Source organism: Candidatus Neomarinimicrobiota bacterium, assembly GCA_021734025.1.
Taxonomy (GTDB): Bacteria; Fidelibacterota; JAANXI01; order JAANXI01; family JAANXI01; genus JAANXI01.
Genome location: JAIPJS010000001.1, coordinates 113,163 through 131,406 on the forward strand (window position 1 = coordinate 113,163; position 18,244 = coordinate 131,406).

Sequence of the window (18,244 nt, forward strand, 5' to 3'; positions counted from 1 at the left end):
GGTGCCGGGTTCCTTCCTGTAAATTTCAAGTTTCACAATGAAATACTGAAGCAGTATCCAAAAAAATAAGGCAGGTCCGAGTGGGAAATGCACAGAAAATGAAAGCGGCAATTTTACAGGAGCCGGGTAAATTTGAGATTGAAACAAGAGACATCCCCACGCCTGGTCACTTCCAGGCGCTGATCAAGACGGGCGTTTGTGGCGTCTGTACTTCGGAACTGGATATGTGGACTGGTGATGCAAAAGGGCTGGAATATCCACGATTTATCGGGCATGAAGTGGCTGGAACCGTAGTCGAGGTCGGAGACGGGGTAACGGATATCACACCCGGCGATCGGGTTGCGGTATTTGCTGAAGGGCGCGGTTACGCAGAATATATCACTGAGGATATCGATCGTCTGTATGTATTACAGGATGACACGCCTTTTGATATAGCATTAGGAGAGCCGATAGCCTGTTCCGTGAATGGTGTCACAAAATTGGATCCACAGTTTAATGATAACATCGCCATTGTTGGAACCGGCTTTATGGGATTGATTATGATTCAATTGTTCAAAATCCGGGGCGCCGGTAAAATTATCGCGATTGATACCCGTGATAGTATGTTAACGCTCGCCAAAAATTGTGGGGCAACGCATATGTTGAATCCCACCGATCAGGATGTGGTGTCCGAAGTCAAAAACCTGACTGATGGTGTGGGGGTTGATATTGGGATTGAGGCAGCGGGAAAGCAGGTGACACTGGATACGGCAGCCCAGTTAGTGCGCATGGAGGGGAAACTGGAGATTTTTGGCTTCCATCAGGGAGATCCGAGAAATATTAATCTTGCACATTGGAATTGGATGGCTTTTCAGATCGTAAACGGGCATTCCAGGAGTTCACACATATACATGGATGGAATGAATACGGGGTTACAGCTATTAGAAGCCGGAAAGCTGGAGATGGATGATCTTGTAACGCATCGTCTCCCGCTTACTGAGATAAACAACGCATTTCGAATGGCAACCAAAAAGGCCGACGATTTTGTCAAAAGCGTCATTGTATTCGAATAACAAATATGAACGAACCAACCGATTGAGGGTAATCATGAGTAGCGCTTCCAAATACAGGAATGTGATCCACTCAGCTAGAATAGACATAAAAGTATTGTGCTTTATGGCGCTCGTCCTGTTACCGGGTCTCCTGTTTCCCCAGGGAAGAGGGAAAATCGCAGGCACGGTAACTGATGCGCAAACCGGCGATCCGCTTCCGGGCGTGAATGTAGTCCTTACCGGAACCTCAATGGGGGCAGCTACTGATGAACAGGGAGATTATTTTATTGCAAATGTTCCGACCGGTGAATATTCCCTGACGATTACGATGATCGGATATAAAAGGACGACAGTGAAGGGTGTCAAAGTTTCGATGAATCTGACCACACGAATTGATGTCTCCTTGCAGCAGCAGGCACTTGAATCCAATGAGGTTGTGGTGGTGGCCGAACGACCATTGGTCGAAAAAGATAAAACTTCCACCGTCCGCATAATGGGGAGCGAAGAGATCGCTGACAGGCCGACAACGAATTTCCAGCAAATCCTGACTTCTCTGCCAAGTATTAACGAAGAAAACGGTGAAATGAAGATCCGTGGAGGGACTCTGGATGAGGTAGCATTTATGGTTGATGGTGCCCGGGTGCGGAACCCGATAAATCATGATCCCTACACCAATATCAACCTGAGTTCAATTGAAGAGGTGGAAGTCATCACTGGTTCCTTCAATGCTGAGTATGGTGAGGCACTTTCCGGTGTGGTAAATGTTGTGACAAAGGAGGGTGGAAAAGACTACAGCTTTTTTATGGATACGCGGTATACACCTCCTGGGAAAAAACACTGGGGGACGTCTCTGTATGATCGCAGTACTACATTATACTGGGAAAATACCCACGCCAGACATCAGGATTGGTGGATTGAAAATACTGATCAGTGGGTGGATAACAACGGTTATTACGGATATGATCCGCGGAATGAATGGACGCCCGAGGAAGCATACCAAAACTACTTAAATACTCACCAACCCCTGAACAATTATACAGAAACACCAGGTTACCAAACGGAGATTAGCCTTGGTGGACCGGTGCCATTTTCCGAAGACTTATCATTCTTTGCAACAGGTAAATACGAATCCGAAGCACCCCTCTTTGGAAATTCATACAGGAGTCAGGGCCTTTTTTATGATGGCAACCTTAAGTTGACATACAAGATCACTCCTCAAATGAAGATTAACTTATCGAGCTTTTACGGACAGGAAAAAACCTCCTGGGGAGTAGGGGGTGGCCCAGATTATTTCTATGCCCTGAATTATGGCGTTAGTTCGCGCTATGCATATTTTGATTTTCCTGGTCTCCCTCATTCTAGCACCTTTGGAACCACGGCAAAGTTTTCTCATACACTGAGTTCCCAGACCCTGTACGATATCAAAGTAAGCAGAGTACAGGCCAATCGCTCAGTGACCGTTTTTCCGGAAGATTCCATTGGATGGCAGGCTTCAGACGCCACAAGAGATAATCTCCGGGCCGTCGACTCTTCAGGGGCCCCTATTCCTGGTGGCTATAAAAATCGGATTGGATATCATACAACCGGATATTTCTACCGGTATGATGATGAGAACCAGGAGTGGAATGTTTCCGGCGACCTCAGTAGTCAGGTCAATAAATTCTGGCAAATCAAAACAGGATTCGATTACACGTACTACATTCTGGACCACTATAACGAAGCAAAATATCCGACCCGGTACGATGACAGAATTTACCGGCCGTATCAGGGCGCAGGCTATTTCCAGAATAAGCTGGAGTTTGGCGGGTTTATAATGAACATCGGGATGCGTCTGGATTTCTACAACCCCAACGATACCGTATATACTAATCCGTTTGACCCCTTAAACGCTGAAACCAAACCAACGGAAACCTTTTGGCAACTGAGCCCGAGACTGGGGGTATCCCATCCCATCAACGAACAGACTGTTCTCCATTTCTCCTATGGTCATTTCTTTCAACGGGCCAATTTTGGTGATTACGGCGAAGGGAATAGCGCCAGTGGAGCGCAGGGCAGCCTGACAACATTCGTTGTCGAGGGCTCAGACGTTCCCTGGGTGCTCGGGAACAGACAACTCGAACCGAGAAAAACGGTCGCCTTTGAAGTGGGGCTTGAGCGTAACTTCTTCGACATGTTTCTGGCACGGTCCACTCTTTATTACAAGGACATCAGAAATACCGTACGGGTTACCACCATCGAAACACCTGATGGTGTCTACTCAACTAATGGCAATGGGAATTATGCCGATGTACGTGGTGTTGAATTATCCCTGAGAAAAACGCCGCGGCCTACGCCCTACGGTAATCTCTGGGGATATTTGAACTTTACCACGCAGCGTGGGATTGATGGGCGCAGCGGCGATCCGGTTGTGCGGAGATACGATGGAACCGTTCGATATGCTCCCAGCGGTGACTATATTGTCTATAATAACCCCCGCCTAAAAGCAGGCATTTATTACCGGACACCGCGCCAAATGCCGTTTTTAAGTTCAATCCTGGGTGAAATTACCTTTTCCCTGGATTATCTGTCCGTCTTTCCTAACGAACACCTTCGGTCCGATTATTTTCTGTTTGAGGGTGAAAAATATCTACGCCCACCGGATCAAAATGCTGACTTACGGATGAAGAAGAGGTTCCAGATTGGGTCAAACAACAATATTGCGTTGAGTCCTTATATAGAAGTACGGAATGTGTTTAACAATAAATGGATTTACCTCGGAGCATTTGAAAGCGCTTCCCGGGCAGATCAGAAAAAATTTGTTGAGAGTGATTTCGAGTATCTGCCTGATTACAAAGCCAATGGTGAACCAATCCTGGATATAGGGAAGTACAGAAATCTACCGAGGGAAATACTCTTCGGGATAACCGTGCAATTATAAATGACGCATGATTTAATAAAGTGGAAGTTTTTAAAAGAATGAGGATTATTATGAGGGCAGATTTTAATTACGGTTCCATCATACAAAAATTTCTCCTGGGTCTACTCCTCCTATGTATTGGGTCCCTGGGATATTCCCAGGGATTGGATGAGACCTCCCACAGACGAGGACTGCTTTGGGAAAATCTGCGCAATGACGGATGGATCGGCAGTCTGGGAGCCTGGGATTATCTTGTTTCTTCACCGCTTGGGCTCTATCCGGGATTCGAGGGATATCACCATCCGGTCGGTTCGGAGTTCAACGCTGTTAATACATTCTCTAACGCAAACTATCACAATTTCCGAAGTGGCGTCTGGATTGTGACGAAGGATCTTCTTACCCCGGGGAACCCACCGGATTTTAATCCTACGCCAACGGATTATGAAGTATACGCGGCAGGATTACAAGGCAATGCGTACGGGATCTTGTCAAACAGAACGCCAATCCAACAGATGCAAAATTTCATAGAGGAGCCGGATTTCGACCCCAATTTACCCGAGGAGATGACAACGGCCACATGGCATACAAATACTGGTATCAGTGTCAACAGGCGCAGCTATGTGTGGAGTTATCCCAGATATGATGATTTTATCATTTATGATTACACGTTCACAAATACCGGGGAAATGGTCTCTACCTTGGCGGACACTCTGGTGAGGGATTTCCCCGAGCAGACCCTGGAGGGGGTATACTTCGTCTTTCATTCCGGTATCTCCGTTTCGACGAAACACCAAATTAATTTCCACACAGAACTCACTGCGGTACAAGCCGGTGGGTTTGGCTGGCAGCCCGAGTCGTATCACGATTATTATCATAATGAAGATGGGGGAGCATTGGTATACTCCACTAACTATAATGCTGGAATCGAACCGATGCCGTGGGATCCCTATCAGATAAAGGATAATGAATTTTGGAAACAAAAATTCGGCGATGAGATGCTGAGTCCCGCAGCTTTTGGCTGGCTTGCGCTCTATGCGAGCTCTACCGATGGAACCCCGCGAACCTCTCCGGCTCCGGATGTATTGCGTATCGATTCCCATAAAGGGGGAACCTTCATGGGCAACGATTTGGATTTGGAGCGGTTTAATGTCGGAATCCGGCCAGAGAGGGACTTCTACGAATTTGCAAAAACTCCTGATTTGCAGGAAGGCGTCCTGGGAAACGAAGGAAACCGAATGAATTTCTATTCGCTCTCATACGGACCTTATACGTTAGCCCCAGGTGAATCCGTCCGGTTCGTGATTGCAGAAATTGCAGGTGTTATGGATTATGCGAATGTTGTGGCTGGCGATACAACCATTTTTCCGGACAGCACCATAGCCGCAATCCGGAGAAATGCGGAAGCTGCCCGGGAAGCCGTCAAATGGGGCATGGGGGCTCAGGTAGATACTCTTGCTCTGGCCGCTGATGTGCCGGAACCTCCACCCTATCCAACAACCAACGCTGCGAATGCATCCGAAGGGAGCGAAAATCCTGCAATAGCAGTGACGTGGGATAAATTAGCCGAAAACTCAGTCTTACAGGATGGCACCGGCAACACCTATTACGATGGTTCAACGGATTTGGATGGTTATCGGGTGTATCGCTCCCGGGACTTCCAGTATGTAAGCGATACGCAGCAGCCCGTTTTGCGCGGCGCCTATTGGAATTTGTTAAAAGACATACCCAGCGCAGAATTCGATAATTACTGGGATCCGGACCTCGGCTTATACAGATTCGTCGACGAGAACGTCGAATTCGGACGGCGATACGGCTATTATGTTTCCGCCTACGATTCCGATCCCAATGACTGGACCTCAGCAAATGGGACCACCGTGCAGAATCTTCCCGAACTGGCAAGCGGAAGTACTAACCGGACGCCGCCAACTTCAGCTGCTCCCGGGCCAGTGGAGAACTTTGATATATATGTTGCCCCGAATCCGTTCGTTTTTAACGAGGCAGATCGAAGCTTCGGTAGGTCTGATCCCTACAAATTGGAATTTCGTAACTTGCCGGAACGCTGTACCATCCGGATTTACACAGTTGCCGGAGACCTGGTGAGAACCCTGCGACATCAACCTGATGCCGTCGGCAATTTATCCGGTAGTGAGTCTTGGGACCAAAAGAGTGATTCCGGGTTACTCGTCGCTCCCGGATTATATGTGTACCATGTGCAATCGCAGACCGAAGGATTAAACAGGGAATTTACAGGAAAATTGATGTTAATCCGGTGAATCAAACCAAAACGAAACACCGACAATTGCAAAACTAATGAAAGCATCAAAGTAGGTGTCTTATGAATAACTGGAAAAACGGAACACGTCTTGGGCTCTTTGTTTTATTCCTCTCGTTTACGGTTTCTGTATTGGGCCAGGATTTTAATAAAGGTGGACGAACAGCATACCAGTTTACGAAAATTGGGGTTGGGGCAAGGCAGGTGGCCATTGGTGAGGCCACAACAGCCCTTGTTAAAGATGTGAACGGTGTCTTCTGGAATCCGGCAGCCATTACCGGGGTTGAAGGGCTCTCGGTGTCAGTTTCCTACGCAAACTGGCTGGCAGATTTGAACTATTCAGCCGCTGTTGTTGGATATACCTGGGATGGAATTGGCACATTTGCCCTAAGCGCAACAACCCTGGATTATGGGGAACTTGATGAAGCAATGGTCACCGGACAGGGCGGTACAAGTGACGCCAGAACGGGCAATACTTTTACAGGTGGTGATATGATGATCGGCCTGACTTATTCGAAGCGATTCACCGATAAATTGTCGATTGGATTAACGGGTAAATATCTACAGGAGACACTGTACAAATATACAGACAACCTATATGCGTTCGACATCGGAACATATTACGAGACCGGAGTCAAAGGTATTACCATCGGTATGAGTGCGCAAAATTTCGCGACGGAATCCGCTCAGTTTCTCAGTGAGGATTTGAGTGACCGAGGAGATCAGGGATATGATATCCCACTGGTCTTCAAAGTCGGTACATCTGTACAGCTTGTCGGAGCATCCAATGGATTTGTCTCGCTGGGAAATAGCAATAGCCTTGCATTGAGTTTTGATGCGCAGAACACCAACGATTACGGTGAACGCTATAATTTGGGAACCGAATATTGGTTCAGTGATTTTGTTGCACTGCGGGCCGGATATCGTTTTAACTATGCTGACGGAAATCTCACATTCGGGTTCGGAATTAATACCGAATTCGCCGGGAAGGGTGTCAAAATTGACTACGCTTTTATGAATTACAAATACCTGAATGCACCACATCGCTTTACTGTATCATTTACACTATAAATAAAAAAATCTAGATAGAGAGGACACAGGTTACATGTCGTACGCAAAACTTGTTATGGAAGGTCATACACTCACCCGAGAAAATTTTCAGTCTCCACCGATGGAGATGGGGATCCTGCCGTTTTGGTTTTGGAACGGTGAACTGGATAAAAAGGAAATGGAGTGGCAGCTCCGGGAATACAAAGATAAAGGAGTCACCGGGTTATTCCTTCACGGCAGATTCGGGCTGAAGGTACCGTATCTCTCCGAGGGGTGGTTCGACAGGGTAAAATATGTGGTCGAACTTGCCAAAGATGTCGGTGTCGATATCTGGGTGTACGATGAAATGAACTGGCCAAGCGGCACGGCCGATCGCAAGGTGCCACAGAACCATCCGGAGTTGCGTCAAAAGTATTTGGAATTGGTCCCATTGGATGTCTATGGTCCCTTATTTACCTATCTCGAAGCACGGGATGAGCGCTATGTCAACACGGGCGATTCCAAACCGATCGTCGCGTATGCCTGTTCGGAAGAAGAGTTTCAGAACGGTATCGAAAATCTTATAGATCTGACGCCGAATTTATCCTTTGATAAAATTATCCCATGGGAAGCGCCTGAAGGTCACTGGAAACTTTTGTATTTCCTCGAAAAAGAAGTTGATTACTATATCGATGCGCTAAATCCTGATGCGACCGACAAATTTATTGAATACACTCATGAGCAGTACAAATCGGCTATTGGTGATGATTTCAACAGTATTATGCCCGGTTTTTACACAGATGAGCCGGCGATGCATTATTATCACGTCGGGACCGATAATTATGTGGTGCCGTGGACAAAAAAGATGTTCAAAATCTTTCGGGAGCGTTGCGGGTACGACCTAAAACCGCATCTCCCCGCGTTGTTCCTGGATATGGGAGAAAAAACCAGCCAAATTCGTTACGACTTCTGGAATACCCTGTCCGAACAATATACAAACACATATTACAAGCGGATCCGGGACTGGTGTGAGGACAACAATGTCCTCTTTACCGGACATGTCCTTTTTGAAGATTGGCTCAGGGCGTCAACCCGGGCAGAGGGAAATATCTTCCGTCATCTGGAGCAGATGCATATCACCGGTGTGGATCACCTCTACCCGAAAATCGGGACGGAAGAGGCGCCGGCGGAACACATTGCATTGAAAATCGGCAGCTCAGCAGCACACCATTTTGGTAGCAACCGGTTGTTATGTGAATCCATGGGTGGTTCGTACTGGGATTGCAGCCTGGAGCGCATGAAGTGGATTGCGGACTGGGAGTACGTCCTCGGCGTAAATCTGTTTAACAATCACGGCTATCATTATTCCATCGAAGGCGAGCGGAAGCGCGACTGGCCGCCGTCCCAGTTTTACCATCACACATGGTGGAAGTATTACGATAAATTCACCGAGTATATGGCGCGCCTGGGGCATATGCTTTCGGGCGGCACCCACGTGGCCAAAGTATTGATGCTCTATCCGCTGAATAGTTTGTGGGCGAATTATACGCCTCAGAAACGGACTGCGGTCGGTGACGTCATTGAAAATGACTTCTACTATTTGACCGATGCGCTGCTCCGGCTCCATTACGATTTCGATTATACGGATGAACCGATCCTGAAAGATGCAAAGGTCGAAGACGGAAAAATCCTTATAAACGAGGAAGCCTATTCGGTACTTATCCTGCCACCGACCACGCATATCACCAGGGCCGTATTCGACAAGATCAGTGACTTTGTGGCATCCGGCGGGCATGTCATCGCGGACACGCTGCTCCCGTACGAATTCCTGGAAACGGAGCAAAACGGCGCAGTGGATGAAGTGAAAGAGCTTTTCCATACTGATCCCAAAGAAATCTATGCTGATTTTTCGAATGGGGCGCAATTTGATGTCCGGCACTATCGTGAATCGGGCTCAGTTACGGTCATCCATGGTAAAGGAATGAGCCAGGAACGGAAGCGGGATGAACTGGATGAGGCCCTTCGCAATGTGATAACCCCGGATGTGACCATTGATGAAGATGATGTATTCTATCTGCATCGTGTCAAAGATGAATATGACCTGTACTTCTTTGCCAATACGGCGCAGGAGGACAAGGGCGAGGTGCAAATCACATTCGAACAGTTGGCAAAGCCCGAACTCTGGAATCCGGATACCGGCGAAATTACGCCCATCCATACCTTTGACATAGTTGATGGCCGGTTGGCGGTCACCCTCGAATTTCCGGCGACGGAATCCCATTTCGTACTGTTAAGCGATGAGTTACCGAACTCGCATGTCAGGAATACGAACCTCAACGTGACGGACTTCGACGGGACAACAGTTGCTGGATATATGGCTGATGATGTTGACGAAGTTTTCGCAGAAGTGTATTCCGATGATACAACAGAGCGACTTTCGGCAGCGACGCAATCGCAGAAGCCACCAATCGAAGTCGGCCCTGAATTTGATTTTGCAATGGAAGACGATAATGTTTTATGCATTAGCGAATGGCGCATGCAGCCCGATGAGGAGGGCGTTGGAGTTGAACGTCAGTACTTCGCCAAAGACTTTGACGATTCCGACTGGCTGAATGTGACCATGGGCGCCTGGGAAATGCAGCTCCCGCAAGAACGGGAAGAGGAAACCTACCCGGTCGATGTCTGGTATCGAGTCCCGTTTGAGGCCGAATATCTGACCGAGAATATGCGGCTCCTCATTGATGGGTTTTCCGGAGAAGACTTTACTCTGTACATCAATGGCGAAGAAGTTACCGAAGAGGGCACGAGGAGTAGCATCGATGCGGAGATAAAAGAAGTGCCGGTGTATAAATACCTGCAAGAAGGGACGAACGTCGTGGCACTGCGTTTAACGGTTTCGAAGCGTACCCACGGCCTGCTGGATCTGCTGAAAATTGTGGGCGACTTTAGCGTTTCCGAGGCACAGTCTATTGTAGAGCCGAAATCGTCAATTGAGATTGGTGACTGGACAACACAGGGATTGCCGTATTACTCCGGGACTGGCGTGTATACAACTTCTGTGGAGATCTCAGAAGAGTATACCGAAGGATGTCGCCTGTTTTTGGAAGTGGATTGCGGCGAAGATGTCCTGGAATGTCAGGTGAACGGCGGAGAACCGGTGATAGTACCCTGGCATCCGTATGTCATCGACGTCACCGATCAAATCTCTGCCGGGAAAAACCGATTTGAATTAAAGGTTACCAATACGTCCATAAATATCCTGGAAGGCAAGGAGCATCCTTCCGGACTGAGAGCAGCGGTCAGAATTATTCCCGCGAATGAATACCGGTTATCCAGATAGAGGAAGTTGACGGAGGTTATTGTGGCAAAGCAGGGTGTACTTATTGTCGGCAGCGCGAATATGGACATGGTGGTGCGGACCGGCCATTTTCCAAAGCCCGGGGAGACTGTCCTGGGCTCAAGTTTCGATATGTTCCCGGGAGGGAAAGGTGCGAATCAGGCAGTTTGTGTGGCGAAACTCGGTGGGCCGTCCTATTTCCTGGGCAAAATGGGAGATGATATGTTTGCACAGCGTCTGCAGAAGACGATGGAGAGCGACGGCGTCGATTTGAACGGTCTGTTGAATGCCAAAGATGTGTCCACAGGCGTTGCTTCTATAACCATAGATGGTGACGGTGAAAACGAGATAGTGGTGGTACCGGGCAGTAATTCTGAGTTAACGCCGGAGAACATTCAGGAACATTCGGGCTTGTTTGAGCGCGTCAATGTATTACTGGCTCAGCTCGAAATCCCGATGGGGACTGTTGAAGAAGCATTCAGGGTAGCAAAGAAGTCCGGACTTACGACAGTACTCAATCCGGCGCCGGCACAACAGCTGCCGACATCGCTCTTTCCGGATATAGATATATTGACGCCGAACGAAACCGAACTGGAATACCTGAGCGGAAATGAGATTACCGGAATCGACGATGCCATCAATGCTGCGAGATCTGTGCTGGCGAAAGGGGTGAACCAGATCATAGTGACAGTTGGGGAAAATGGCGCGGTCCTCGTGGAGGCTGATCGCACTCGTCATATTCCAGGCATAAAAGTAGAGGTGGTGGATTCCACCGCTGCTGGTGATGCCTTTAATGGGGCGCTGGCATTCGGACTCTCCAGGGAAATGTCTTTGGATAAATCTGTAGATTTTGCAAACCGGGTGGCGTCGCAATCCGTAACTCGTATGGGCGCACAAACTTCTATGCCAACACTGGCGGAAGTCGAATATAGAGGACTGGATTTCGTTAACAACTGATGAGTGGATTATCGTATGAAAAAAATCGGAACGCTGAATTCTCAATTATCGCGTATTATCGCGTCCATGGGACACAAAGATAAGTTGGTTATCTGTGACAGCGGATTGCCAATTCCAAGGGATGCAGAAATCGTCGATCTGGCACTTCGGAAAAATTTGCCCGGATTTATTGAAACGTTAGAGGTCATTCTCGAAGAATTACAGGTCGAGGGTGCCATCGTCGCCCAGGAAATGAAAACCATCTCCAATGGGTTAATGACATCTGTGCAGGACCTGATGCCGGGTGTCGATTTCGAAGAAGTTCCGCATGAGCGGTTTAAACAGCTCACCCGGGATGCAACGCAAAATGGAAATATCGCCTTTGTGCGGACCGGGGAGGCTACCCCGTACGCAAATATTGTGTTGATTTCCGGGGTAACATTTCCCTGAGAGCATTCTTTAATTGAAGCAGAAGCTAATGGTGTACAACTAACAACAGAGGAGTGGGTCCCGTGAAGAAAATTGGGTTTTTTATTACTATATCGTTTATTGTTGTCGGGTTATTCGGCACAAGCCAAGCTCAGACTGAGTCTTTAATCTATGATCAACTCACAACGGCTCCATCCGGTGAGTATTATCACGTGCCTATAGGGTTGTGTGAAGACTATCCGGAAGAGACCACGACCAAAGAAACCTACCGCAAAGATTTCGAATTATTGAAAGAGTCCGGCGTAAAATATTTACGCATTTCCTTCGGGTGGGACGCCATTGAGTATGAAGAAGATAAGTACGATTGGCTTTTCTGGGATGATTTCGTTAAAACCGCAGTGGAAGAATATGGCTTAACCCTGATACCTTACATTTGCTACACTCCCCAGTGGAACTCCACGGCTTCTGTCGAGGATTCGTTATACTTCTGGAACCATCCGCCCAAAGATTTCAATGAATTCGGCGAATTTATGGGCGACCTGGTGAATCGATATGAAGATTATATCAAAACCTGGGAGTTATGGAACGAACCGGATATCAGCGTTTACTGGCAGGGAACGACTGCAGAGTTTGCTGAGTTTACCAAGATTGGATCAAGAGCAGTGAAAGAAGCCGATCCTGACGCCAAAGTTGTCCTGGCCGGATTAGCTCACCGAATCCAGTTCACCCGCGAACTGTTCCGGGATTACGACATCAGCGACTACGTGGACATCGTCAACATTCACAACTACTTCGAAACCTGGCATCAGGATCCGGTGGAAAACATCGACGAGTATATCAACGACATCCACGATATCATCTGGCGATGGGGTGACGGACAGCCGCTGTGGATGGCTGAAGTGGGCTATAGCACGTTTCGACAGGACAGTTATGTCTCCAGCGTATACGAAACATATTACGATTATGAACACTCTCCGGAATACCAGGCAGTCGATCTTTTTAAACGGCTGGCACTCTCCGTGGCAACGAAAAATATGACCGCTATCGCCTGGTACGAGATCAAAGATTTGCCCCAGTCGGAAGAAGTGATTGGCGACGAATACAACAACAGATATTTGGGCGTTGCCTACGAAGACCATTCGCCAAAACCGGCACAAAAGGCGCTTTCATTTTTCATCGACCTGTTCGCAGGTGACTACAAACCTCTAACGGATGAAGTCATTATTGAGAAGCCGTTGGGTGCCGAAAACACATTGCGGGTATTTGAAAAGAAAAATGGCGATGTAATCGTGGTCGGCTGGGTCAATACCCATGTACCGGGTAAAACCGGCGATGTCCGCGACGGAAGCGTCAAAGATACCAGAGAAGAGACTGTGCGGGTGGCAATTAAGAAAGCTCTCAAAGGGGATGCAACTCTGTACAATGAACTCGGAGAGGCAAGCAAGTACAAAAAAGTCGAGCGGAAAAAAGGCAAAACAGTCCTTCCGGAATTTACCATGAAGGGCGGCGAAATAACGATTATAGAACTCAGTAAATAACGGGGATACAAACACCGTGAAGATTTCAGCACAAAAGGTCAGCGTCGATAATTTCAGGGAGTACGGCAAAGTCGTTGAGGGTACTGCGGGTAAACCGACTTCCCAGGACGAGACATACAAGTTCTGGTCGGATATCGCCAATTACGAAATCGACGGCAGGACGGAGATCGGGCTTTGTACGGTTTACAGACAGGAGATACAGCAAGTCACCGGTATCGAACGCCACCTGCACACGCCGGAAATACTCATCCCTGTCGACGCCCCTTTTGTGCTTCCGGTGTTAAAATCGGAGAATCCGGAAGACGGAATTGATGCATTTCGAGTGGATATCGGGCAGGCGGTTGTTATCGATCCGGGGGGTTGGCATGGCCCGTGCATCCCTGATAGGACCGAAGAGGCAACCTATTTTGTGATCTTCCGGCACAACACTCCTTATGAGGATGTAGAAAGTACCGAAATCGAACCGGTTAGGATTGAATGATGGCTACTGACGGAAGCACGACAACAGACCTTATTTCTGAGGGGCTACGATTGCAGGTGGATAAGGCGGAACCCGCACGGGTTTCGGCCCTTTTTTATTTCCCTGAGAGCACAAACGTTTGTGCTGCCGGGAAGCAGCTTGTGCGAGTTCGAACGCCCCAGGCAGTCTCCGAGCCGAATATCCTGGACCATTTTACCTTGGAATCCTGTGAGGACGGAAAGTTAACCTGGCGATTGCAGGGTCCAGTTGAATCGTTTACAGGCATCCTGAAGTGCGAAGTGGAAGCCGACGGGCTCCGGTTCCGACTTAAAGTTTCCGGCTCACAACCGATATGGCTCGCTGAGTGGTCGCTGTCCGGCTTGCAGTTGGAAAACTTCATAATTCCAGCACTCGGGGGCCAGATCCTTTCGGATTCAATGCCGGATAAAAATGAAGTGTCCTACAAATATCCCTTCTGGTGGAATGCGCAGTTTGCCGTTGGACAAAACGCCGATGGCGGAGTCTGGCTTCAGAGTAGAGACACAAAGCCAAACCTGAAACTTTTCCGGCTGAAGCGGGAAAATGAGGCATTTACCATTACGTTCGGCTATGAAGCGCAGGCGCCTATTCGGGAGACCACACTCGAATTTGATTGGTTTTTACGGGGATTTCAGGGAAGTTGGAAGCGTCCCGTCGACGCGCATCGTAACTGGATGCAAACCGCATTTCAGGTGCCGGAATTTGAGTCGAAACCGAACAATCCGGCGTGGACCCGGGATATCAATATCCTGTTGGAGATGTGGGGAGCCGATAAGCGCTCTAATACCCCCAGACATACTTTTTCCCAGATGATTGACAGATTGAACGAGTGGAAGGAGTTACATCCGCCTGAAAATACGCTAGTGTATCTGCCTGGTTTTGCCGAACACGGCATCGATTCCAACGCCCCTAGTTATAATCCCAGCGAACTATTGGGCGGCAAATCCCAATTCAAAAAATTGGTTGACCACGCCCATAAGTTGGGATTCAGGGTCATGGTGCATACTAACGTCCTCGCGATGGCCTTCACACATCCGAAATACGAAAAATTCCGTCAATATCAGGTTGTTGATCCCTGGGATCGCCCTCAAACGTGGGGCCTCGATATGGACGGGGACTGGCTCACTGAGCCGTATTTTGCATATATGAATCCCGGGGAAGACGCCTGGACGGATTTAATGTCGGAAATACTTGGCGAGTTAATTGACTCATTCGAAGTTGACGCGGTTTTCCTGGATCAAACCCTGCTGGCTTTTAATAACAGCAAGGGGCCGAATTTCGTGGAAGGGATGAGAAAACATGTTCAGACGCTGCAGAGCCGATTTCCAAACACGCTGTTCGCGGGAGAGGGGTTACATGAGCATATGCTGGCGCCGCTTCCGTTTACACAAATTCACGGGATTGATAGTATCTCCGGTGTCCACGGACAGGAGGGACAGGTCGGCTGGCGGCTCGCGCATCCGGTATCATCGTATTTGTTTAATCCCTCAACCAAATTCATGGCGCACCTGCTCACCAAGCATCCGGATCATCCGGATTTCAAACTCCAGGAATCCGTTTACGAAAAGCTGGATGTGATGCCTGTGGTGTGTTTGTACGAAAATACGCAGCCGCTGGATACTCCGAATGTTCGCCGGGTTATCGAAAGAGCCAATCGATTGAAACAAAGCAGAGTGGAGGAAGCATGAAGTCTGTCAAAGCAGCCATTATCGGCGGTGGATTCATGGGACGATCGCACATTGAAGCGCTCAAGCGAATTGGCGGCGTCGAAATTGAAGCCATCGTTGACAGCGAGTTAACCTCAGCACAAAATATTGCAGAGATGTTCAATGTCCCCGAAGCCTTCGGGAACTGGGAAATGGTGCTGAAAAATGAAAGTGTACAGGTCATCCACAATTGTACGCCGAATAATCTCCATTACGAGATAAATAAGGCCGCTCTGCAGGCCGGAAAACATGTCATCTCTGAGAAACCGCTTACTCTGACAGCGAAAGAATCCGCAGATTTGGTGAAAATTGCAGAGGAAACCGGTCTGGTGACCGCCATCGATTTCAATTACCGGTTCTACCCGCTTATCAGACAGGCCCGGAATTTGGTTACTAATGGAGAAGTTGGCAGTATCTACTTGGTGCACGGACACTACCTGCAGGATTGGCTGTACTATGACACGGATTACAACTGGCGCCTCGAACCGGAAATTAGCGGCAAATCCAGAGCAGTGGCGGATATCGGTTCGCACTGGTGCGATATGGTGCAGTTCGTCACCGGCAGCAAAATAACGGAAGTATTCGCCGATTTGGCCACGATTCACAAAACCCGCAAAAAACCGGGAAAGCATACGGAAACATTTAAGGGCAAGGAAGAAGGCCCGTCTGACGATTATACGGAAGTCCCGGTCAACACGGAAGACGCCGGTTCAATTTTGGTCCACTTTGACAACGGTGCGCAAGGAGTGTTTACCGTATCACAGGTGAGTGCCGGGCGCAAGAACCACTTTTGGTTCGAGGTGGACGGCAGTAAAAAGGCCCTCTCCTGGGATCAGGAGGAGCCCAACTCACTCTGGATTGGGCACCGCGAAAAGGCAAACGAGGTTATGATTAAAGATCCCTCGCTTCTGGATGACGACGCCAGGCGATACGCACACTTTCCGGGGGGACACCCGGAGGGATATCCCGACGGTCCAAAAAACCTGTTCAGAGATGTCTACGATTTCATCCGCCGGGGTGGTGATCCCATAACAGAAGAAGTGAGCTTCCCGACATTCGCCGACGGTCATTACGAAAACAAGATTGTGGAAGCGGTCCTGGAGAGCAACGAAAAACAGCAGTGGGTTTCAGTCGAATAAAAATATGACTATTAAATTCGCTCAAGAAACTGATTGTTCCGGATATATACAGAGCTTACCCAGTGAGGTTCTGGATTTGAACACCTCATCCAAGGTGATCGTTTGGTCGAAAACTTCGTGTTTGAGCACCGTTTGGGAAATCTCGAATAATGAATTTTCTTTCCGAGTTCCGTCTACAAAAAATTTTGTCGGTATCAAGAAGTGCGAGTTCGAAGTTTTCTTGATTTTTTCTCCCCCTTTTTTATCAAGAAAAAAGGGGGAACAAGAAAGCGGGGGTTGCAACAATGACTTGTCTCCTCTCCAAGAATGGACAACAGTGAGAATGCAGGGCTTGGCATTAGCCGTGCCGATTCCCGGCATCTGTTCAGCCGTTGGGAGCACAAGGATGACGAGTTCTTCCGGACGGTGTGAATACCTTGAGCCAATTTAATAGCCGTAAATGAAATTTATGTGATGAAAGCAGATATGAAGGAGGACAAAATATGAAATTAGGTTTTCTGACGGCCTGTGTACCGCAATTGAGCCTGGAAGAAGTAGTGAAATGGACGGCCGCCCAGGGGTTCCAGAGCCTCGAACTCGCGGCCTGGCCAGTCGATTCCGACCGGGATTATCAGGCCCGTCAAATTGATGCAGCGAATTTTTCCAGGGATGATGCAAAGCGGGTGAATGATCTGTTCGAGGAACACAATCTGGAAATCAGCGGATTTGCGTTCTACGAGAACAATATCCACCCGGACAAAGACAAGCGGGAATACAATCTCAATCATTTGCGAAATGTCATTGACACGGCATCACTCTTGGACGTTGAACTTGTGGGCACCTTTATTGGGAGCGATCCTAACAAATCGCCGAAGGAAAATATCAAGGAAGCCGGTAAAGTATTTCCGGATATCCTGAAGTACGCGGCGGATAAAAACGTCAAAATTATGATCGAAAATTGTCCCATGGAGAACTGGGTAAAATTCGGCCTCCCTGGGAACTATGCATACTCACCCGAGCTCTGGGATGCTCTGTTCAATGAACTCCCCCAGGAGAATTTTGGGCTGAACATGGACCCGTCGCACCTGTACTGGCTTGGCATCGACTATATCCAGGTATTAAAGGATTACGCGGATAAAATTTTCCACGCCCACGCCAAGGATGCCGAAATACTCCCGGAAGGAGAGTACCGGTACGGACTCTTCGGAGAGCAGGTTGATCCAACGCCCTGGGTCTCCGGCTGGTGGCGCTATCGGATGCCCGGTTGGGGCGAAATCGACTGGAAGCGGTTTATCACCACGCTGCAGGAATACGGTTACGACTATGTGCTATCCATCGAGCACGAAGACCCGGTGTGGGAGGGCTCTGTGGAGAAAGTCAAAGACGGTCTGAAACTCGGATTAAAGCACCTGGAACAGTTTGTAGTCTGAAACTGAATAACTGATTGTAGAAA

At 48.4% G+C, this 18,244-nt stretch carries 12 protein-coding genes; all 12 read left to right on the forward strand.

Annotated elements, in window-relative coordinates; genetic code table 11:
- The first annotated feature begins 98 nt into the window (after nt 1-98).
- The 12 genes from K9N57_00445 to K9N57_00500 all read left to right on the forward strand — a co-directional run bounded on the left by K9N57_00445 (nt 99) and on the right by K9N57_00500 (nt 18,221).
- Nucleotides 99-1,052 carry a zinc-binding dehydrogenase gene (locus tag K9N57_00445; protein ID MCF7802638.1) on the forward strand — a complete coding sequence of 318 codons (954 nt, stop codon included), beginning with the start codon at nt 99-101 and terminating at the stop codon, nt 1,050-1,052.
- Between the two features lie 103 nt (nt 1,053-1,155).
- Nucleotides 1,156-3,948, forward strand: coding sequence for a TonB-dependent receptor (locus tag K9N57_00450; protein ID MCF7802639.1), 2,793 nt, complete (start codon nt 1,156-1,158; stop codon nt 3,946-3,948).
- Between the two features lie 50 nt (nt 3,949-3,998).
- Nucleotides 3,999-6,200 (forward strand): hypothetical protein, encoded by a 2,202-nt coding sequence (locus K9N57_00455; GenBank protein ID MCF7802640.1) that lies wholly within the window; start codon nt 3,999-4,001, stop codon nt 6,198-6,200.
- Between the two features lie 62 nt (nt 6,201-6,262).
- Nucleotides 6,263-7,270, forward strand: coding sequence for a PorV/PorQ family protein (locus K9N57_00460; protein ID MCF7802641.1), 1,008 nt, complete (start codon nt 6,263-6,265; stop codon nt 7,268-7,270).
- Nucleotides 7,271-7,304: 34 nt separating this feature from the next.
- The gene (locus K9N57_00465) at nt 7,305-10,568 is read left to right on the forward strand and encodes a hypothetical protein (GenBank protein MCF7802642.1); all 3,264 of its coding nucleotides are present in this window, start codon (nt 7,305-7,307) and stop codon (nt 10,566-10,568) included.
- A gap of 21 nt (nt 10,569-10,589) precedes the next feature.
- Entirely contained in the window at nt 10,590-11,522 is a 933-nt protein-coding gene (gene rbsK / locus K9N57_00470) for a ribokinase (GenBank protein MCF7802643.1), read from the forward strand.
- A 15-nt stretch (nt 11,523-11,537) separates the two neighbouring features.
- Nucleotides 11,538-11,951, forward strand: a complete 414-nt coding sequence (gene rbsD, locus K9N57_00475; GenBank protein ID MCF7802644.1) for a D-ribose pyranase — start codon at nt 11,538-11,540, stop codon at nt 11,949-11,951.
- Between the two features lie 62 nt (nt 11,952-12,013).
- A complete protein-coding gene (locus tag K9N57_00480; GenBank protein MCF7802645.1) occupies nt 12,014-13,468 on the forward strand; it encodes a beta-galactosidase in 1,455 nt (484 codons plus the stop codon).
- A 16-nt stretch (nt 13,469-13,484) separates the two neighbouring features.
- Nucleotides 13,485-13,949, forward strand: a complete 465-nt coding sequence (locus K9N57_00485; protein ID MCF7802646.1) for an ureidoglycolate lyase — start codon at nt 13,485-13,487, stop codon at nt 13,947-13,949.
- A 140-nt stretch (nt 13,950-14,089) separates the two neighbouring features.
- A complete protein-coding gene (locus K9N57_00490; protein MCF7802647.1) occupies nt 14,090-15,655 on the forward strand; it encodes a DUF6259 domain-containing protein in 1,566 nt (521 codons plus the stop codon).
- A complete protein-coding gene (locus K9N57_00495; protein ID MCF7802648.1) occupies nt 15,652-16,812 on the forward strand; it encodes a Gfo/Idh/MocA family oxidoreductase in 1,161 nt (386 codons plus the stop codon). The genes K9N57_00490 and K9N57_00495 overlap by 4 nt, the downstream gene beginning before the upstream one ends.
- 482 nt (nt 16,813-17,294) lie before the next feature.
- Complete coding sequence (locus K9N57_00500; GenBank protein ID MCF7802649.1) at nt 17,295-18,221, forward strand: sugar phosphate isomerase/epimerase; 927 nt, start codon at nt 17,295-17,297, stop codon at nt 18,219-18,221.
- Nucleotides 18,222-18,244: the final 23 nt, after the last annotated feature.